This is a genomic window from Phyllobacterium sp. P30BS-XVII (assembly GCF_014138335.1).
GTDB lineage: Bacteria > Pseudomonadota > Alphaproteobacteria > Rhizobiales > Rhizobiaceae > Phyllobacterium > Phyllobacterium meliloti.
In genome coordinates, this window is the sequence record NZ_JACGXO010000005.1 from 118525 (window position 1) to 137742 (window position 19218).

Consider the following 19218-nt stretch of genomic DNA (forward strand, 5'->3'; position numbering starts at 1 on the left):
CGTGGACCCCTATTGCCTCAAAAAACTGAACATTGAGCGCCGTGCGCGCCGGGCGGCGCTGCTTTTGACCGATCTTGGCGATGGCCGTGACCGGGTGATCAAGGAAGGCGATCCGGTTGCCGGAGAGTTGGGCGCAGTGATCACAAAGGCCTTTCTGTCGGGTCAGTCAGGTGTGGTCGAGGTTGATGGGCGCTCGTTCTTCCTCAATGTGCATCTGCCGCCGCCGCGCCTTGTGGTTATCGGCGCTGTGCATATCAGTCAGGCGCTGGTGCCTATGGCGAAGGTTGCAGGCTATGATATGGAAATCATCGACCCGCGTACGGCTTTTGCCACGCCGGAGCGGTTTTCCGATGTGAGGCTTTTTGCCGAATGGCCGCAGGATGTGTTGAAAACGCATCCGCTTGATGCCTATACGGCGGTTGCCGCTGTTACCCATGATCCGAAGATTGACGATTATGCGCTGGAAGCAGCCCTAAAAGCCGGGTGTTTCTATGTCGGTGCGCTGGGCAGCCGCAAAACCCATGCCAAACGGGTGGAGCGTTTGCAGGCGGTTGGTCTTAGCGATGAAAGTATTGCCACCATTCACGCGCCGATCGGGCTCAATATAGGTGCGGCAAGCCCTGCCGAGATTGCCGTGGCGGTGCTGGCTGAAATCATCGAGGCTTTTCGCGCCCGCAGTCTGCGCATGCCGCAAACACTGGAAAAGACCGCATGATTTTCGGCGATACACCTCTGGATCAGGCACTTGGGGCCGTTTTGGCCCATTCTACCCACGCGGGTGCCGTGAAGCTGAAAAAGGGGCACGTCCTGACGACGGATGACATCGAGCAGTTGCGCGGTGCCGGTGTTACGCAGGTGACGGCGGCTCGGCTTGACGCCGATGATGTCGAGGAGAACGCCGCCGCCCGGCAGATAACCAGTGCCTTGCAATGGTTCGGCATTCAGGCGGGGCCAGCCGCAACGGGCCGGGTGAACTGTTATGCGCAGGCATCGGGCGTTTTTACCGTGGATGCCAATCTCATTAACGCGATCAATTCAGTCGATCCGTCTGTGACTATCGCGACGCTGAAACCGTTTGAGCGGGTAGAGCAGGGGCAGATGGTCGTGACCATCAAGATTATCCCTTTTGCCGTCGCGAAATCAGTTCTCAGTGAGATTGCCAATCTTGCCGATGGACGCAATGCTTTTGGGGTTCATGCTTTTTCCGGCTCACGCGTCGGGCTGATCCAGACCACGCTCGCATCGGTCAAATCCTCCGTGCTCGACAAGACAACACGGGTTCTTGATGCGCGCGCCGCTGCCAGCGGTGGCACCCTGATTGGCGAGTTGCGCCCGGCACATGAAGTCAGCCCGCTGGCCGTATCGATCCGGCAAATGCACCGGAACAGCGATATGGTCATTATTTTCGGCGCTTCCGCCGTGGTCGACAAGGACGATGTGGTTCCGGCGGCTATTCGCGAAGCGGGTGGGACGGTGCATCATATCGGCATGCCCGTTGATCCAGGTAATCTGCTGGTATTGGGCGAACTGGACGGAAAACCCGTTATTGGTGCGCCAGGTTGCGCGCGCAGCCCCAAGGAAAACGGTTTTGACTGGGTGATTGACCGTCTCATGGCCAATATTCCCGTTACCAAGGCTGATATTGTCGGCATGGGTGTTGGCGGCCTGCTGATGGAAATCCCGACGCGGCCACAGCCACGCGACCCTCGACCTCCCTTACCCAAGCCCGTTGTTGCCATCGCCATTCTTGCTGCCGGTCAATCCACCCGCATGGGCGGAACCAACAAATTGCTGGCGACGTTCGATGGCGTGCCGCTGATCCGCCGCTCGGCGGAGATGGCAATCAGGGCGGGAGGCGAACCGGTTATTGCTGTTCTCGGACATATGGCGCAGGAATGCAGCACGGCGCTCGATGGCTTGCCCGTGAACATCGCGCTCAACAAGGATCATGCCAGCGGGCTTGCCTCTTCGCTGCATGTGGCTATCAGGCATCTTCCGGCATCAGTGGATGGGGTGATGATCATGCTTGCCGATATGCCTGCCTTGTCTGCCTCCGACCTGCAGACCCTGATCCGGCAGTTCCATGATGTCGGCGGACAAACGGTTGTGCGAGCCACGTTTCGGGGCAAGCGCGGCAATCCGGTCATCCTTCCGCGTTTCCTCTTTGATGAAGTATTCACGCTCGCCGGGGATGTCGGTGCGCGGCATCTGGTGGAGCGTGGTGATATTCCGGTCATTGATGTAGAGCTTGGCGAAGCGGCGGCGATTGACGTAGACACGCCGGATATGTTGCGGCTGGCAGGCGGGACCATCGTGGAAACGGTGCGGTAATCAGGGGACTTGCATTTGATCAGGACTATTCTTCTTGGCGCGCTGGCTGCCGTCTGTTTTTCCAGCGCCGCGCTTGCCACGCAGCTTGAGCCGTTCAAAGACGATATATTCGCTTATCCGGGCATCATGAAAACTGGTGATGGCGGCGATTACATCGTGGTCGACTACAATGAAATGCGCGATATTAACGGGCGTGACGAGGTGCCTGAGCTGCGCGTGAGACGCAAATATATCGACCTTGCCGCCAAGCGGGCCCAGAAAGATCTGGTGGTCACAACAGCAAATGGACCAGTGAAGGTCATGGCTGCGGGGAAAATTGAACCCGGTGCTTCCATCATCACCATCTATCTGCACGGGCAGGGCGGCAATCGCCAGCAGGGCATGAATGATTTTACTTTTGGCGGTAATTTCAACCGCATCAAGAATTTGATGGTTCTCAATGGCGGGCTGTACCTCACACCGGATTTTCGCGATTTTGGTGATAAAGGCGTCGCGCAGATTGCCGGGCTGATTGCCTATTTCAAATCGCAATCACCGCAAGCCAAGCTGTTTGTCGCCTGTGGTTCAATGGGTGGCTCCCTGTGCTGGGGGCTGGCGCAGGATGCTGAGGCGGCGAAAAACATATCAGGCCTGGTTATTCTCGGCTCTCTCTGGGAAGACAAGTTCATCGGTTCGCCCTCATACAAGCGGCGTATTCCCGTTTTCTTTGGCCATGGCAGCCGCGATCCGGTGTTCGGCATTGATGATCAGGAGGCGTTTTACCAAAAGATACGCAAATCCTCCAAAGGCTATCCCGTACGCTTCGTTCGCTTCGAGACCGGTAATCACGGAACACCGATCCGCATGTCGGATTGGCGAGGTGTTTTGAACTGGATGCTCACCGTTGCACCATGAGGTAAGGTTTGGGGATTGTGGCAATAAAGTGCCATTGTGGCAATTGCGCCACTAGACAAATGGCTAAAAGCGAATAGTTTCCGGCCTAATCAGACATCACCCTGCGATGAGACTTTGCGGAGAAAGCCATGCGCCTGCCTACCTCTCTTTTCAGCCGGATTGCTCCCTTGGCAATTCTTGTTCCTTTGGCCGCATGTTCGACCACCGGTGAGCCCAGCATGGGCCCGACATTCGCAACGTTCTCACCGGTTCGCCCTCCCGTTAGCTCGGAACTCGCAGGTCCGTGCATCGCGGCGGCAGCCAGCAAATATGTTCTGTCAGAACGCAATATCCGCGCTGTTGATGAACGTGAAGTTGGCGCTGGTATGAACGAAGTCAGCCTGAAGGTTGATATTCGCGATGCGCTTTGCACCGTTTCCGACAAGGGCAAGGTTCGCTCGGTTGTCGATACAATGGGCAAGAGCGCTGATCAGGCTGCCGCTGAAGAAGCCGCCGCTGCCAAGAAGGCCGCTGGTGGCACTGCTGCTGACGCTCCGGTTAAGAAGACCCGGAAGAAGCAGGCTCAACAGCAGGGCTGATTGCTTTACTTTATTGATGAAGCGGCGCGGCGCGAGCTGCGCCGTTTTTATTTGAGCTTTGATTAAGCGGGAACCAGAACTTTCAATTCGCCCGCATGGATTTTGATGGTCACGTCCTGCCCCAATGGGACAAGCTCACCATCTATTGTTGCCTTGGCCTCGGAATAAAGATGCGGAAAGTGCAGGTCCACCTCTCTGGCCAATATTTCGTTCACATCAATGTTCCTGCGCCACGACCTCATAAGCACTGTTGCCGCCAGCTTCATCACTGACAGCGGAGAAAGCCGCTCGGCGACATAAACGCCAAGCTCACCCCGATCCAGATCATCGGCGATCGGCAGCATGCCCCGGCCATAGGGATTGTTGGAGATGGAAATGGCCGAGACGGTGCGCTCTGTCGGTGCGCCGTCAATGGTCATGCGGACGGCAAAACGCGGCGGATTGCCAATGACAACCGCAAAGGCCCGCATACTCGCCAGACGTTTTCCCCAGCGCGAGTTGAATTCCAGCGTGTTGCGCAGCTTGATCATTCGCGGCTGAAACCCGATTGAAAACTGATGAACGAATGTCTGTCCGTTGGCGGTCGAAATATCCACCGCCTTAATGGTGCCATCAGCCAGACTTTCCAGCGCGGCATTGAGTTCCAGCGGTATTTTCAATGAGCGGGCGAAAAGATTCATGGTCCCCGCAGGTAAGACAGCCAGCGGCACACCCGCTTTCCATGCAACATCGGCTGCGGCGGAAATGGTGCCATCACCGCCGCCTGCCATCAATATGTGATCATCGTCTTGCGTAGCGGCCTTTGTCAGCGCCTTGACGATGTCTTTACCGGCCACGCTTTCACTTTCGAAGCTATGGCCATGTTTTTCAAAGATTTCCTTCGCTGTCTGGGCGAATGCTTTCATATCCATCGTGCGGAACGTTCCGCCATCGCGGTTGAAAACGGCATGGATTTTCATGAATGGTCCCCGATGGCAGGCATATCATAATATCAGGCCGGAATGTGACCGGCTGTTCTCGATGTGGCAATGCACAATCAGGCCATTGGTTCCAAAATTGCCTGCTCACTATTGGCAAGATGCGGACTGGTGAAACCAAGCTTCTGCAATCCCTGCTGCACCTCAGGTGCGGTCATGAACAGTTTCCACAACAGGCCGGTGCGGTGGTTTTCAATCATCGTGACGATGGGGCCCTGATCAATGCCGAGATAGGTGCGGGCATACCAGCCGCTGGTTTGCGAGAATGCATCGACAAAACCAAAGCGGCCCCACATCTTTGCCTGCGGTAGTTTGAAGAAATGCCTGATGGCATTCATGGATTCATCGGGCAGATAGGGCAGGCTGCAAAGAGCAGCTGTGGGTGCGATCAGGCCGAAATCCGATGCCGGTGAACTGACGACATAGCCCGCAGGGCCATGGCTGGAGGTCAGGCCCCAGCTGTCAGGGCCATAGCCGCGATAGCCGTGCGGGTTTTCCACGCAATGCTGGTAGTTGATACGGACATGGTTGCAATTCTGCTGCCAGTAATCGGCATAACGGTCGGAAAGGCCGCGTGGATCAAGGCCGCAGAACGAATAATGCGCGAAGAACAGCGGGCCGCCATAATCAGGACCAAGCGGCAGGTTGATGCCGTAGTAATCGCGCCGGTTGATGAACTGGCTGCCTTTGGCAAAACCCTCATGATAGATGTCAGCGTCAATGCCGTGTCTGGGTGCGCCAGCGGCCAGAACATAGGTAATGAGGGCTTCATTCCAGCCCTGAATGGGTACATTGCGGGCAAAATGGTAGCGGGGGCTGTGGTGCCAGTACAGCACCTTCTCATCATGCTTGATGTGTGCCGTCCACTCGACGCCATGCCAGAGATGGTCGATCCGTTTGCGCAGTATGGTCTCATCGGGCGCTGGCGCGGTAAAATATTGCCTGACACAGAGCAGCCCCTGAAAGAGGAATGAGGTTTCGACAAGATCGCCGCCATCATCGCGCATGGAAAAGGGGATGGTTGATCCGTCGGCGCCGTGAAAGAAATGCGGGAAGACGCCGTGATAGCGTTTGGTGTTCTCCAGCGCGGTCAGCATTGTCCCGATACGGGTGATGGCTTCCTGCCGTTCAATCCAGCCGCGCTCGATGGCCACGAGAATCGCCATAAAACCAAACCCGGTCGCACCCGCTGCGACAAGATCATTGGCAGGATCGGCATTTTTACCTGACCGGTCGCGTGCAAGACCACTTTGCGGATGCGCACCGTCCCAGAAATATTGGAAGCTTGCCCGCTGAACCCTATCCAGCAAAGTGGCATCATCGGCGGCGATGTCTGTGTTTTCACGCACGAATGTTTGATCCATAAAGGCTGAATATTCCTGCTACAGGGCACAACGCCGCTACACTTGCCCAGATATATCCGATATCTGTCTGATCTCCATACCATGTGTAGCGTGATCGTCCGTCTGCCAAGGTCAAATTGGACCAAGGCGATCAATCTCGTGTGAAAGGCCCATGATGCAGAATGATCAATTCGTCTTCCAGCCGGTTTCGCAACCCGTCCTGCGCATAACCGGATCGGAAAAGCTGTTTCCTGTCCACCGGATTTACTGCGTCGGTCGCAACTACGCCGATCACGCCATTGAAATGGGCCATGATCCGAACCGCGAGCCGCCGTTCTTTTTCCAGAAGAATCCGGACACACTCGTTACCGGCAATGGTGATTTTCCTTACCCGTCCGGCTCCAACGATGTTCATTATGAAATGGAAATGGTGATCGCGCTGGGGAAGGGCGGATCGGATATCGCCGCGGACAAGGCACTTGAGCATGTGTTCGGCTATGCGGTCGGGCTTGATATGACCCGGCGCGATTTGCAGGGCGAAGCCAAGAAACTTGGCCGTCCGTGGGAAGTGGGCAAGGCTTTTGAAGCCTCTGCGCCCTGTTCGGACATTGTTCCCGCATCGAAAATCGGCCATCCGTCCTCAGGAGCGATCTGGCTCAATGTGAATGGCAAGGAGCGCCAGCGCGGCGACCTGAAGCAGCTGATCTGGAATGTGCCGGAGACAATTGCTTATCTATCGACATTGTTCACGCTCCAAGCGGGCGATCTCATCTTTTCAGGAACACCTGCCGGGGTTGGTGCCATTGTCAGGGGCGATGAAATGCATGGCGGCGTTGATGGCATTGGCGAAATTCGCGCGCGGGTGGTTTGATCCCGGGGGCGGTTGCATTCAATTTTGCCAGCGAAGGGAAACAATTTCGTCGTTTCGCTCGCAAAAAAGTGCAAAATAATTTTTTGAGGCTGATCTGCAGGAATTTGTCTTTATGCTCCGGCAGATTGGCCTCAAAATGCGATAATTCGGCCCGCAGAGGCAGCAAGTTTGACAGTTTTGTGTCTATGAACCGATTGTGCTCCGGCTAAGCAAATACGCATAACATTTTTGTTAGAAATTCCCCTGTTGTCTTTGAAATTAAATGGTCTATTGAAGATTCTGATTTTCCTTGAACCACAACTCCAGAGCACGCGTTTTATGAACCACCGCATTCTCTTTGGCTCCTATCCGATCCCGCGCTTTGCCGGGATTGCCAGCCATAATTTTGTGGTTTGGACCGATGAGACAGGCCGTCCGCTCTACGAAATCAATGGCGGCGCAGCCAATGCGGATGACAGTTTCAACTATTGCGCGATCCGTGGCCGGCTGACGGCTGTCGTCACTGATTATTCCAACCGGGATCTCACCTATTATCCGGAGTTCTATGTGCGCCCGACATCGCGCACGACATTGCTGCTTGAGGGTAATTATACAGCCATTGCCACAAAATGGCGCGCGGCGGTCGATATGGCTGCCCGTATCCGGGCGTCCGATCTGGTTTACTCATTCCTGATCCAGAACAGCAATTCAGTGGCGACAGCCATCGCAGAAGGCATGGGCCTTACACCACCATCTGCAGCTGTAGGTAGAGTACGGGCGCCGGGATCGTACCGTCACCTTGCTTTGGATCAGGCTGCCTAGTAGCACAATTCACCAGAATGCAATAACTAACGGGTTATACACTCGATTTTGGCGCGGCCAAAGTTGAGTGTTGCCGCTGTTGTGGCATATTGACGCCATGATTGCCGAGCTTATGACGCCTGCCAAAAATCATCTTGGTTTTGGCTTTGTTGGAAAGACGACACATTGATTTCGGACCCAGCCACGTCACCGGTTCACAGCAATGAGAAAGCGCTGCAGCAGATCAATGCGCGCTCGCAGCTCAAATTGCCGTGGGGCAAGCGGACGAAATCTGCCCTGTTCACGTTCTTCGGCGTCGGTGTGGCTGTGCTCAGCCTGTTGGTGCTCACCCATCTGTCGAGCGAAATTTCCTTCCGCGCCGTCAAACATTCAATCCACGCTATCCCCAATAGCACGTTGCTGCTGGCACTGTTCTTCACATTTGTGAGTTTTGCCGCCGTTGCGCTCTATGACGTCGTGGCTGTTGAGACGATCGCGCCCAAGCGCGTGCCCTATTATATTTCCGCGATGGCGGGGGCGGCGGGCTATGCCATTTCCAATGCGCTCGGCTTTTCGCTGCTGACGGGCGGTGCGCTGCGTTACCGCGTTTATGCGGCTGAAGGCATCAATGTTGCCGATATTGGCCGGATCATCGGCACGTCGTGGCTGGCGATCTGGTTTGCCTTTACCATCATGATTGCCGTTGCGCTGGTGATCGACCCGACGCGCATTCCATGGATTGTATCGTTTGGTCCTGATCTCGATCAGTTTATCGGGGCATCAATCCTTGTGGCGGTTGCCGTGCTGCTGGTCTGGCTGTCGCGCCGCGAACGCACGCTGAAGATTGGCAAGGTATCGGTACGCCTGCCTTCGTCGCAGGGTGCCATGCTGCAGATCATCGCCGGTTTGGTTGATGTGGCTGCTGCTGCGGCAACACTCTATGTCCTGATGCCGCACGGGGCTGTGCCCAGTATTGCGGCCTTTGCGCTGATCTATGTGGTGGCTGTCGCCTTGGGTATTATCAGCCATTCGCCCGGCGGTATCGGCGCATTTGAAGCCACGATGATTGCTGGTCTTGGCATTGGCCGTAACCCTGACGCCATTGCCGCTTTGCTGACATACCGGGTGATTTACACCCTGATACCCTTTCTTTTGGCCATTATCGGCTTTGTCATTTCTGAAATATTGCGCCGCCGCCACCTGATCACAGGGCCGACAATCCTCGCGGTGCGGGTGTTTGAAACGCTGATCCCGGCGCTATCAGCCGGTATTGCGTTTCTTGGTGGCATCGTCCTGCTGATTTCATCCGTCACGCCGGATTTCAGCCGCAGGCTTGAGGTGCTGTCGGACTTCGTGCCGATGCCGTTTCTGGAAATGTCGCATCTTGGCGCCAGTTTTGTTGGTCTGGCCCTGCTGATCGTGGCGCGCGGCCTTGCCCGGCGGCTATGGCGTGCCTGGGTCATGGCGGTCATCCTGTTCAGTCTTGGGGCTGTGTTCTCACTGGCCAAAGGATTGGACTGGGAAGAAGCGCTGGCATTGACCTTGATGGCGGGCGTTCTCCTACTATTCGGCGATTCTTTCTACCGCAAGCCCATGGGCGAAAGCTTCAGGCTGACATGGGGCTGGCTCGCCAGTATCGGCACGACGGCTTTCGCCGTGCTGTGGCTTGGCTTCTTTGCCTACCGCCATGTGGAATATGCCAATCAGCTCTGGTGGGAATTTGCATGGGATGCGCAGGCATCCCGCTTCCTGCGTGGCAGCGTTCTGCTTCTGACTGTGCTGGCGGCGATCACGATCAATACGATTATCAACGGTGTCGGTCGGGGCAAGCTGCGCGCGCAGCCCATACCGGAGGGTGTGCCTGATATGGTGGCGCAATCGCCGCGTGCATCCGATGCGCTGGCGCTTCTGGGCGATAAGCGCTTCCTGATGGACAATAAGGGGCGGGGCTTCGTCATGTATGCCCGCTCCGGCGGCAGTCTGGTATCGATGGGCGAACCAGTTGGCAGCGATGATGCAATCGGTGATCTCGCCTGGTCGTTCCGCGATATGGCTGACCGGTCAGGCGCGCGCACTGTTTTCTATGGTGTCGGCCCTGAACGCCTGCCGCTTTTCCTCGACATGGGGCTTACCGCGTTGAAGCTGGGTGAAGTCGCGCGCGTGGAGCTTGCTGACTTTTCGCTGGAGGGTTCCAAGCGTCAGCCGCTGCGTTACGCGGCGCGGCGTCTGGAAAAGGAAGGCATTTCCTTTGAAATCCTGCCGCGGGAGCAGACCGCTGCGGTTATGAATGAATTGCGGGAAGTCTCCGATGCGTGGCTCGAAATGAAGTCGGGTTCGGAAAAGCGCTTTTCGCTCGGTTCCTTCGAAGCGGATTATCTCTCGCATTTCGACATTGCGGTTCTGCGCAAGGAAGGCGCCATTGTCGCGTTCGCCAATGTCTGGCGCGGAGCAGGGCAGAAAGAAATTGCCGTTGATCTGATGCGCCACCGCCCGGATGCGTCCAGTGTGATCATGGATGGTCTTTTCGCCAATCTGCTGATGGCCGCCAAGAACGAAGGCTATGAATGGTTCAATCTTGGCGCTGCGCCGCTATCGGGACTTTCCGACAGCCACCTTGCCTCTCGCTGGAACCGTATCGGCTCGTTCATCTACCGGCGGGGCGCGGAATTTTATCGATTTGACGGATTGCGCGCGTTCAAGGATAAGTTCGGCCCGAAATGGACTCCTTACTATCTGATTTGCCCCCCAGGCCTTGCCACACCACGTTCTCTGATCGACGCAACGAATCTGGTAAGCGGCAGCCCCTTCGAGGTCTTTAAACGATGAAATTTCTACGCAGGCCCTATCTGTATCTTGTTGCTGCGCTTGTGGTCCTTAGCATCATACTTGCCGCTATTGCCGGCTATCTGCCCCGATTCGGCTGGGGAATATCCAAGAATATTCTGGTGACATCCGAACGTCTGAGCGAAGTGCCGCTGCTGCAGCCAAGCATCAAGCCAACGGGTATTGCCATTCAGGTGTCGCAGAAGGGCGGTATTGCTGCCGATGATCAGGCGCTGTCCAAGCTGCTGCTTGATCGCGGCTTTCTTGTCCTGACGGTCAATCTGGAAAAATGGCGCGCGCAACTCAATCAGGATACGGGCGAATGTACCTATTTCGTTTCCGAACTTGAAGGCATTGCCAAAGAGGCTCAGCGGATGATTTCCCTCAATAGCTACATGCACCCCGTTATGATCGGTATTGGTGAGGGCGGCGTGATATCCTATGCGTCGGTGGCCAATGCACCGCCTGCAACACTGGCCGGTGCTGTTGCTCTCGATCCGTCGCCAGCGCTTGCTACCAAACTGCCATCCTGTGAAGGTGCGGACTTTGAAGCAGTGCCCGGACAGGGGTTCAGCTATTCCTATGATGCGGATTTGCCCAATCCTGCCGTGATCGTGCGCGAAAAGCCCGATCCCGCGCCATCAGGCCCGGCAACACCCGGTTTTTTCAAGGCGCAGGAAAAGCTGGCCGCAACCAAGCAGGAGCGTATGCAGATTGCTGCCGATGCAGCGGTGGAAATTGCCAAGGAGGATGCTTCTGCCGACACCCTGCCGATCGTCGATATTCCAAGCAGCAATGGCCCGGCGAAATATCTGGCGGTGTTCTTCTCCGGTGATGGCGGCTGGCGCGATATCGACAAGTCCGTCGGCGATATCATTGCCAAGGAAGGTGTGCATGTGGTGGGCGTTGATGCCCTGCAGTATTTCTGGTCGGTGCGCAAGCCTGAGGATATTGCCAAGGATATTGGCCGGATCGTCAAGAAGGCTGATCCCAACAGCAAACTTCCCGTGGTTCTGCTTGGCTATTCCTTCGGCGCCAATACGGTGCCCTTCGCATGGCCATTCCTGCCTGAACACCTGCAAAAGCGGATTGCGATGGTGGGGTTGATCGGTACGGAAGAAACAACGCCGTTTCAGGTTTCTGTCGGTGCATGGCTAGGCCTTGGCGGCGACAATGAAGTGGCTCCAGCCGTTGCCAAGCTGCCGCCGGAAAAGGTTCTGTGCGTCTATGGTACGGAAGAGGATGATACTGCCTGTACTGACCCGGCATTGAGCACCGTGCAGAAAATCCTGCTGGCGGGCGATCATCACTACAATGAGAAATATGACGCGCTGGCGGCCAAGCTGATGGAAGCCATTGCTTCCCGCGTGCAGGGGCAGGCAGCAACGCCTGCACCGGCAACTGCACCCACAACCGCTCCGGCGCAGTAATGACGCTGGATCAACTGCGTATCTTCATCGCGGTTGCCGAACGGGAGCATATCACCCATGCGGCAGCGGCGCTCAATATGACGCAGTCGGCGGTGAGCGCCGCCATCACCGCGCTTGAGAACAGGCACGGTGTGGCATTGTTCGACCGCATCGGGCGTTCCATCGTTCTCAACCAGACCGGGCGGGTTTTCCTGAAAGAGGCCATCGCCGTGGTGGCGCGCGCCAAGGCTGCTGAAGCTGCCCTGACCGATCTTGCCGGTCTGATGCGCGGCGAATTGTCGATCATGGCAAGCCAGACCATTGCCGGTTACTGGCTGCCGGAAAGGCTTGGCACATACCGCAAGCGCTATCCCGGCATTACGCTGGATATCCGGATCGGCAATACGAAGCAGGTCGCGGAGGCGGTCGAAGCGGGTGAGGCGGAACTCGGATTTGTCGAGGGCAGGGTCGATCACGCGTTGCTGTCGACCAAGGTCGTGGCAACGGATGACATGATCATTGTCGTTGCGGCGGGTCAGCCCTGGGCGGCGCACCGGACGGTGGAAGCCAAGGATTTCAGGGATGTGGCCTGGGTGCTTCGCGAAAAAGGATCAGGCACGCGCTCGGCATTCGACCAGTTGCTTGGGTCTGTGGGCATGGATGTAAACATGCTTGAAATCGCCATGGAATTGCCGGGTAACGAGGCGGTTATCGGTGCAGTAGAGGCTGGAGTGGGAGCGACGCTGATATCGCGCAGCGTCGCGTCATCGAAGTTGCGGGCGAAACTTTTACGGCAGGTCGCTTATCCGACTACACCGCGCCCATTCTATCTGCTGCATCACCGTGAGCGTTATTACAGCAAGGCAGCCGATGCCTTTGTCTCGCTGGTTGATGCGAAGATTTGAGATTGTTCGATTTTATCGAATGATTTGATAAGTTTTATGCGTTGGAAGTGATGAGTATCCGCCTGCTATCAGTGTTCCGGCACAGACGCAGAGAAAAATCATGACAACGCTGGACACATCGACACGCTCCGTTCCTCTTACCACTGCCCGTGGCAAACTTGGGATTGTCAGGCAGTTCACGCCCAACTGGTTCGCGGCGACGATGGGCACGGGCATTCTATCCGTTTCGCTTGGCCAGTTTCCTGAATATGCTGTGGTTTTCGGCGCTGGCGAGCTGCTGTGGTTTTTCAACATTCTGCTTTTTACAACCTTCACGCTGATCTATGCCACGCGCTGGTTGCGCTACCCCGAGGAAGCAAAACGGGTGTTCGATCACGCTGTGATGTCCATGTTTTTTGGCTGCATACCCATGGGGCTTGCCACCATCCTCAATGGGTTCCTCATATTCGGCATTGCCCATATCGGAGAGCGCGCCGTTGATATCGCCTATAGCCTCTGGTGGCTGGATGTGGCGCTATCAGTCGGCATTGGTCTGGCGATACCGTTCATGATGTTTACGCGGCAATCCCATGCGATGGAGCAGATGACATCCGTCTGGCTTCTGCCCGTCGTTGCGTCAGAAGTGGCAGCTGTTAGCGGCGGGTTGCTGTTGCCGCACATTGCCGACATATCGAGCCAGCTGTCTATCCTTCTCGCCAGCTATGTGCTCTGGGCGCTGTCCGTGCCGCTGGCGATGTGCATTCTCGTCGTTCTGTTCCTGCGCATGGCCTTGCACAAACTGCCTCCAGCAAACATGGCGGCATCGAGCTGGCTGGCGCTCGGCCCCATTGGAACGGGCGCGCTCGGCATGTTTGTCCTCAGCGCCAATGCAACTGATATCCTTGCGGCGCATGGTTTTGGCGCGGTGGCGAGTGCAGTATCGGGCGCAAGCCTGATCCTTGGCGTGGTCCTCTGGGGCTATGGTCTGTGGTGGCTCGCCATGGCCGTCATGATCACCATTCGGTACTTCCGCAACGGTGTTCCATTCAATCTTGGCTGGTGGGGTTATACATTCCCGCTTGGCGTCTATGCGGTGGCAACCCTGCGCCTTGGCCATATTTTCCCGGTTGCCAGCATTGCCGTGTTTGCAGATATTCTTGTCGTTGCGCTGGCTCTTATCTGGCTTGTGGTTGCCGCCCGCACGGTTCGGGGTGTCTGGCTGGGACAGATGTTCGCCGATCCCAGCCTTGAGCTGCGTTCTGCCTAACCAATTTCTGTCAGGCTGCTGAAGACCAATCCAGTCGGGTTGGCTTTGGCGGAAGCCTTGATGGCGGCGATGGATGCGCTGACACGATTGACGTCCGCATGCATAAGGCCTTCGGCAATCTCCAGAACGGCAATACTGCAGCGCATCAGCGGGAAATGGCGTTCGCCGCCCGATCGGTCATGGGCGCGGATGGCACCCGCCGCACGATCCTCGGGTGTGTAAAGATCAAGCACATTGGTCTGGAAATCATTGAGGAGGGTTGTCAGGCGTTCCTCTATTTCGGGACGGTTGCTGCCTGAAATGCCAATGAAGAAATCGTCCCCGCCGACATGGCCAAGAAACTTGTCTTCACCGACGAAATGGTGCCGCAGCAGCGAGGCAAAAAGGCCGATGGCCAGATCACCTTTCTGAAAACCGTAATGGTCATTGAACGGTTTGAAATTGTCGAAGTCGCAATAGCAGAAGAAGCGGGGCGCAGAACTGTCGCGCGTGACATCCTGCACATAATCGCGGATGGAGCGATTGCCGGGCAGGCCCGTAAGCGGGTTCTGATCCTGTGCGGTCTTCAGCTGTTTTTCATTGATGATCTTCAGCAGTGAAGAAGCAGAGAGCACACCGGCATAGCGCAGATTTTCCGTGAGGATCACACAGTCACTGCCGTCGATGCCGGCGAAAATCTTGAGCATCTGTTCGGCTGGTGTATCCAGATCAGCAATGGGCGTGCCCGTCACAAAATGGGAAATGCCGCGCTGATAAATCCGGTTTTTGAGCAGATCACGGCCAAAGGGATGATAAATCATCGCCTTGACGTGATATTCGTGCAGAACACCGCGCGGCTCGTCATTGGCGCCCAGCACCGGAAAGAAGCTCTGCTGCGGGTTTTTGCGGAAAAGCTCGAACACATTATCGAGATCGTCATTCTCATGCACCACCGGAAGGCGCTGCACCTGCGCGCGGATGAGAATGCTGTCGAGCGTCGTGGTCTGCCTGCGGCCGGTCCCTGCCTGTTCCAGATGCGGATAGCTGTCCTGCAACTCGCCGACATTGGTGGTGGGCCTTGCAATATAATAGCCCTGCACAAGATCACACCCAAGATCACGGCAGACGATATATTCAGCTTCGGTCTCCACACCCTCGGCGATGACGCGTGCGCCAAGCATATGCGCCATCTGGACGATCTGCTTGACGATGTGGCGTTTGCGCGCGCTGGCATCAAGGCCGGAGATGAAATGGCGGTCGATCTTCACATAGTCAGTGGGATAATCACATAGGAGTTTCAACCCGTTGAAGCCGACGCCGAAATCATCAATGGCGAGCTTGAAGCCGCCATGGCGCAGCTTGTTGATCAGGGCAGTGAAAGCCGGATCTTTGGTATTGTCGAAACGTTCGGACAATTCAAAGCAGATGGAGGAGGGGCGAATGCTGGCCTTGATGAGGTGTGTGGTCAGGCGTTCGACGAAATTATTGCCGAGGCTGATCAACCGTGCATCGATGTTGATGAACAACATGCGGTGGGTGAAACCCGGCAGGCCGGAAAATCCGGCAAAGGCCCTGACATTGATCATCTGTTCCAGTTCGGCCAGTTGCCCGACATCATAGGCTTTGTCGAGCAATTCGGGCGGCGAGCCAAAACCCAGCCGGTCAAACCCGCGCATGAGGGATTCATAGCCGAACGTCGCCCCGGTTGCCGCCTCGACGATAGGCTGGAATGCGGTTTCTATGGCCAGCTTTGCGAGGGTCACGAGCTGATCGTCGCCAAATCGACGCAGAACCAGCTTTTCGGCGGGTTGGAAGGACATGGTGTACTCCGGCAAGAATGCGAATTGCCGCGGGATACTTCGTGCCTATCCTTGAATATTCCGTTTCTGCCAGATGACAGTTTTATGAAGTTTGCAGCGGCCACGCTGCAGGCACGCGCGTTTTGCTGTTCCAGTGCGTTTCCGGTCTCACAGTTCACCCGAAACCTCTCGCCTTCGTTGATCGAGTTCTTCGCTGTAACGGCGCAGCGTATGGCTTTCGGTCAAGAGGCCCATGACATTGCGCTCGATGAGATTATCGACAACGGCAAGCGCTTCACTTTCGGTCTTGTCAAAGATGCCGACCGCCTGTTTGGCATTCATCTGCGGGTGCAGGAAATCGCTCTGGTATTTCAGAAGGCTGCCAATTTCCTGCGTGCCCGCGGTTTCATCAACCACTGACGAATGAGCTTCTGGCACGAGAACGATGCCCGCATATTTCCCCTGATCATCAAGCACAACAACCCGCTGGGTGGAACCGAGCGGAAAATCGTGGCGGAAATCGGCGATGGTCATATGGGTGGATGCGGTGCGCACGTCCCGGCGCATCAGGCGATCAACAGTCAGATTGCGAATCCAGCCGACATCATGCGCACTGCGGATACTTTCACCGCGCAGGTGAAAGCGCCATGTGGCGAAGGAATAGCCAAACGTATTGCGCACAGTCAGCGACGCGGTGATGACGGCGGCCAGAACCAGAGCGGTAATCGGAAAATCACCTGTTATCTCCAGCGCAAGAAAGGTCATGGTCAGCGGGCCGCCGATGACCGCCACGGCAAGAGAACTCATGCCGACAACCGCGTAAATAACCGGAGTAAGCGTCGCGTGAGCGAAAATAAAAGGGGCGGAGTAGGCAAATATCTTGCCGAGCAGGGCGCCCATGAACAGCGAGGCGAAGAACAGGCCACCGCGGAAGCCCGATCCGATGGATACAGCCGAGGCGGTGGATTTGAGCAAGAGTATGCCCACGAGTGTGGCAATGGTTGCCGTGTGATCGAGATTGAGATGCAGCGCGCCATGGCCGCCTGATAGCACCTGCGGCGAGATCAATGCGAGGGCCCCAACCACAGCCCCGCCGATAATGGGCCGCACGGACGAGGGGACGGAGCTTTTGCGCGCCAGCTCCTCGACAAAGGAAACCCCCATCATCAGAAGAATGCCTGCCCCAGCGCAGAGAACGCCAAGAAGCATTGCCGGAACATAATCGGCAGTCACGACTGATCCGAACGTGCCGACATCAATCATGAAATCACTGCCAACCAGTGCGCGGGCAACGATGGTTGAGACCAGTGCTGAGACGACAACCGGCGCCAGACTGACGATGGTGTAGGAGCCGATGATCAGTTCAAATGCGTAGAACGAGCCAGCAAGCGGCGCATTGAAAGCTGCCGCTATCGCGCCCGCTGCACCGCACCCGACGAGAATACGCAGTTCCGCGCGGCGCAATTGCAGGGACAGGCCAAGTTTGGAGGCAAGGCCGGATGCAAGCTGTGTATAGCCGGCTTCGAGACCGACCGAAGCGCCGAACCCGTTGGAAATGATGTTCTGCGATGCAACGATCAGACTGTCATTGACGGAAAGGCGACCGCCATGCAGCGCGTTGGCCTCGATGGGGTCGACCATTGGCCGTCTGCGCCAGCGCGCCAGTATCAGGGCAAGTATGCCAAGCAGAACACCGCCGACAAGCGGAGCGGCGAAGACTGCGACCTGATCCAGCGCGCTCATGGAACTCAGGCGCTCGCCATCCTCGATTTTGAAGATGAGCTGATGCATTTCCTGGGTGATAAGGCTCATGCCGGTAACGACGACACCGGCGACCACGCCGATGAGTGCTGCAGCCAGAACAAGCCCGATTTCATTGCCGCGTGCGAATGCCCTGAGGCGGCTGGGTGCCAGAAGGATGGATAGGACACCAAGGCGGCGAATGTTGAATTTGCGGAACATTTTGGACTGCGAAGGTAAAGACAGCTGCCCTTGCAGGTTTATACTGAACGTGCGGCGGCGTCAAAACGCAGAGCGTTAAAAAGGTGGCAATATGGCTTTAGTTGCGCGTGTATCGTGATCTGATCTGCGGGCGGGTGCCCGGGATGACAGGGGCTTTCAGAACCGCCGCTTCGATCTGCTCGCGGCGCAGCTGATGTGCCCGTGCTGCATCAATCGTCAGGCGCAGTTCAAAGTTCTTGCGCACGGCCCTGTCTACCGCAAGCTCGGCAAGCCGCTTCACATCCGATACGCCTGACGTGAAGATTTGCAGAATGATCAGGGAAATTTCCTGCGAATAGACTTTTGACCGCGGCCCAAGGTCCAGCATGCGAAAAGCTTCGGCATAAGCTTTGCGCATTGTTGCCAGATCTTGCGGCGAATATATCGGACCCGCTGAATCACAAAAAATCATATCTGCCCCTGACACGACATATGTCGTCCGCCGCCACTACCCAATCCACCCGCATATAAACTATTTGCAATAGTTTCAGAGGACAACTGAAATTCGTATTACGGCAAAAAAACCCATTATGGATGAATAGTATGCCATCAATATGAAAACTTTATTGGCCTAGTGTGTCACGAATGTGGGCAGGTCTGCGGTTGTCCATTCAAGCCCTGATGTTTGATCTCGAGCGTTGCCTTTGCCGCCTCACCATTTCTGGTGATGGTCACAACATAGATGCTGTCAAAATCATCGCCCTTCCATTTCGGCACGTCTGTTGAAGCGGCGTTGTTGGCTTCCAGAAGGTCGCTGACAATATTATCGATCTTCTTGTGTTCCCAGGCGACGAGGATACGGGCATTGCGCAGCTTGGAATTGTTCAGAGCTTTGTTGAGGTCCTTGCGATCGGAAACACCGATGCTCGTATCAACAGGCAGACCGAAGGATATGGCTGTTGGCTCGATTGTCGCAAGCGGACGGATATAGTCGTAATCCACGCCGTCATCTTCCTTCCGGTCCGATGGATTGGGTGCAAAAATGAAATCGGGCTTGCCCAGCACCTTGGCGATGACTGGCGGAAGGGCGAGAGAGCGATTCAAGCCCTGGCAACTCAGCTGTCCCAGTCCTTTTTCCGGCTTTTCGCCGTGCCTGATAAAGGCGATGGTCTGAACACTGCTGCTGCTCCATGCGGGGCTGGATGCGAATGTCAGGGCGCCTAAGGCCGTCAGAGCTATTGTCGTCATTGTTGCGATTGCTGGTCTTGCCATGATGGGCTCCCTCGTTTGTCACTTCCTATTCCGGCTAACTTGGAAGAGCTATAGAATTCTTTAAGAGTGA

At 56.2% G+C, this 19218-nt stretch carries 16 protein-coding genes; 10 read left to right on the forward strand and 6 right to left on the reverse strand.

Going from position 1 to position 19218, the window contains the following annotated elements:
• Window position 1: 1 nt before the first annotated feature.
• The 4 genes from FHW17_RS15240 to FHW17_RS15255 all read left to right on the forward strand — a co-directional run bounded on the left by FHW17_RS15240 (window position 2) and on the right by FHW17_RS15255 (window position 3803).
• The gene (locus FHW17_RS15240) at window positions 2-715 is read left to right on the forward strand and encodes an XdhC family protein (protein WP_182510254.1); all 714 of its coding nucleotides are present in this window, start codon (window positions 2-4) and stop codon (window positions 713-715) included.
• Window positions 712-2331, forward strand: coding sequence for a molybdopterin-binding/glycosyltransferase family 2 protein (locus tag FHW17_RS15245; protein ID WP_182510255.1), 1620 nt, complete (start codon window positions 712-714; stop codon window positions 2329-2331). Before FHW17_RS15240 ends, FHW17_RS15245 begins: the two co-directional genes overlap by 4 nt.
• Before the next feature lie 27 nt (window positions 2332-2358).
• Complete coding sequence (locus FHW17_RS15250) at window positions 2359-3225, forward strand: alpha/beta hydrolase (protein WP_227988124.1); 867 nt, start codon at window positions 2359-2361, stop codon at window positions 3223-3225.
• Between the two features lie 128 nt (window positions 3226-3353).
• The gene (locus tag FHW17_RS15255; RefSeq protein ID WP_112528602.1) at window positions 3354-3803 is read left to right on the forward strand and encodes a hypothetical protein; all 450 of its coding nucleotides are present in this window, start codon (window positions 3354-3356) and stop codon (window positions 3801-3803) included.
• 62 nt (window positions 3804-3865) lie between these two features.
• Here the strand turns inward: FHW17_RS15255 and FHW17_RS15260 are convergent, their stop codons facing one another.
• Entirely contained in the window at window positions 3866-4762 is an 897-nt protein-coding gene (locus FHW17_RS15260; protein ID WP_112528604.1) for a diacylglycerol kinase family protein, read from the reverse strand.
• 77 nt (window positions 4763-4839) lie between these two features.
• Window positions 4840-6144: a glucoamylase family protein gene (locus FHW17_RS15265; protein ID WP_182510256.1), complete on the reverse strand. Its 1305-nt coding sequence runs from the start codon at window positions 6142-6144 to the stop codon at window positions 4840-4842.
• Between the two features lie 154 nt (window positions 6145-6298).
• On the opposite strand from FHW17_RS15265, the gene FHW17_RS15270 reads away from it, so the two are divergent.
• The 6 genes from FHW17_RS15270 to FHW17_RS15295 all read left to right on the forward strand — a co-directional run bounded on the left by FHW17_RS15270 (window position 6299) and on the right by FHW17_RS15295 (window position 14157).
• Entirely contained in the window at window positions 6299-6994 is a 696-nt protein-coding gene (locus tag FHW17_RS15270) for a fumarylacetoacetate hydrolase family protein (RefSeq protein ID WP_182510368.1), read from the forward strand.
• A 318-nt stretch (window positions 6995-7312) separates the two neighbouring features.
• The gene (locus FHW17_RS15275; RefSeq protein WP_112528608.1) at window positions 7313-7795 is read left to right on the forward strand and encodes a hypothetical protein; all 483 of its coding nucleotides are present in this window, start codon (window positions 7313-7315) and stop codon (window positions 7793-7795) included.
• A 165-nt stretch (window positions 7796-7960) separates the two neighbouring features.
• Window positions 7961-10600: a bifunctional lysylphosphatidylglycerol flippase/synthetase MprF gene (gene mprF / locus FHW17_RS15280; protein ID WP_210275909.1), complete on the forward strand. Its 2640-nt coding sequence runs from the start codon at window positions 7961-7963 to the stop codon at window positions 10598-10600.
• Entirely contained in the window at window positions 10597-12027 is a 1431-nt protein-coding gene (locus tag FHW17_RS15285; protein WP_182510257.1) for a virulence factor family protein, read from the forward strand. Before mprF ends, FHW17_RS15285 begins: the two co-directional genes overlap by 4 nt.
• A complete protein-coding gene (locus tag FHW17_RS15290) occupies window positions 12027-12911 on the forward strand; it encodes a LysR family transcriptional regulator (protein WP_182510258.1) in 885 nt (294 codons plus the stop codon). Before FHW17_RS15285 ends, FHW17_RS15290 begins: the two co-directional genes overlap by 1 nt.
• Before the next feature lie 100 nt (window positions 12912-13011).
• Window positions 13012-14157, forward strand: a complete 1146-nt coding sequence (locus FHW17_RS15295) for a TDT family transporter (protein WP_182510259.1) — start codon at window positions 13012-13014, stop codon at window positions 14155-14157.
• Here the strand turns inward: FHW17_RS15295 and FHW17_RS15300 are convergent.
• The 4 genes from FHW17_RS15300 to FHW17_RS15315 form a co-directional block, all read right to left on the reverse strand.
• The gene (locus FHW17_RS15300; protein WP_182510260.1) at window positions 14154-15956 is read right to left on the reverse strand and encodes a GGDEF domain-containing protein; all 1803 of its coding nucleotides are present in this window, start codon (window positions 15954-15956) and stop codon (window positions 14154-14156) included. The two genes, FHW17_RS15295 and FHW17_RS15300, sit on opposite strands and share 4 nt — an antisense overlap.
• 147 nt (window positions 15957-16103) lie before the next feature.
• The gene (locus tag FHW17_RS15305) at window positions 16104-17897 is read right to left on the reverse strand and encodes a chloride channel protein (protein ID WP_112528618.1); all 1794 of its coding nucleotides are present in this window, start codon (window positions 17895-17897) and stop codon (window positions 16104-16106) included.
• Window positions 17898-17994: 97 nt separating this feature from the next.
• Entirely contained in the window at window positions 17995-18294 is a 300-nt protein-coding gene (locus FHW17_RS15310; protein ID WP_162700330.1) for a hypothetical protein, read from the reverse strand.
• A 221-nt stretch (window positions 18295-18515) separates the two neighbouring features.
• Window positions 18516-19148: a hypothetical protein gene (locus tag FHW17_RS15315; protein ID WP_227986420.1), complete on the reverse strand. Its 633-nt coding sequence runs from the start codon at window positions 19146-19148 to the stop codon at window positions 18516-18518.
• Window positions 19149-19218: the final 70 nt, after the last annotated feature.

Excerpts from the sequence above, each read along its gene's own strand:
- FHW17_RS15245 (WP_182510255.1), top strand. The coding sequence starts at position 712 with ATGATTTTCGGCGATACACCTCTGGATCAGGCACTTGGGGCCGTTTTG.
- FHW17_RS15255 (WP_112528602.1), top strand. The coding sequence starts at position 3,354 with ATGCGCCTGCCTACCTCTCTTTTCAGCCGGATTGCTCCCTTGGCAATT.
- FHW17_RS15260 (WP_112528604.1), bottom strand. The coding sequence starts at position 4,762 with ATGAAAATCCATGCCGTTTTCAACCGCGATGGCGGAACGTTCCGCACG.
- FHW17_RS15265 (WP_182510256.1), bottom strand. The coding sequence starts at position 6,144 with ATGGATCAAACATTCGTGCGTGAAAACACAGACATCGCCGCCGATGAT.
- FHW17_RS15270 (WP_182510368.1), top strand. The coding sequence starts at position 6,299 with ATGCAGAATGATCAATTCGTCTTCCAGCCGGTTTCGCAACCCGTCCTG.
- FHW17_RS15275 (WP_112528608.1), top strand. The coding sequence starts at position 7,313 with ATGAACCACCGCATTCTCTTTGGCTCCTATCCGATCCCGCGCTTTGCC.
- FHW17_RS15285 (WP_182510257.1), top strand. The coding sequence starts at position 10,597 with ATGAAATTTCTACGCAGGCCCTATCTGTATCTTGTTGCTGCGCTTGTG.
- FHW17_RS15290 (WP_182510258.1), top strand. The coding sequence starts at position 12,027 with ATGACGCTGGATCAACTGCGTATCTTCATCGCGGTTGCCGAACGGGAG.
- FHW17_RS15295 (WP_182510259.1), top strand. The coding sequence starts at position 13,012 with ATGACAACGCTGGACACATCGACACGCTCCGTTCCTCTTACCACTGCC.
- FHW17_RS15300 (WP_182510260.1), bottom strand. The coding sequence starts at position 15,956 with ATGTCCTTCCAACCCGCCGAAAAGCTGGTTCTGCGTCGATTTGGCGAC.
- FHW17_RS15305 (WP_112528618.1), bottom strand. The coding sequence starts at position 17,897 with ATGTTCCGCAAATTCAACATTCGCCGCCTTGGTGTCCTATCCATCCTT.
- FHW17_RS15310 (WP_162700330.1), bottom strand. The coding sequence starts at position 18,294 with ATGCGCAAAGCTTATGCCGAAGCTTTTCGCATGCTGGACCTTGGGCCG.
- FHW17_RS15315 (WP_227986420.1), bottom strand. The coding sequence starts at position 19,148 with ATGGCAAGACCAGCAATCGCAACAATGACGACAATAGCTCTGACGGCC.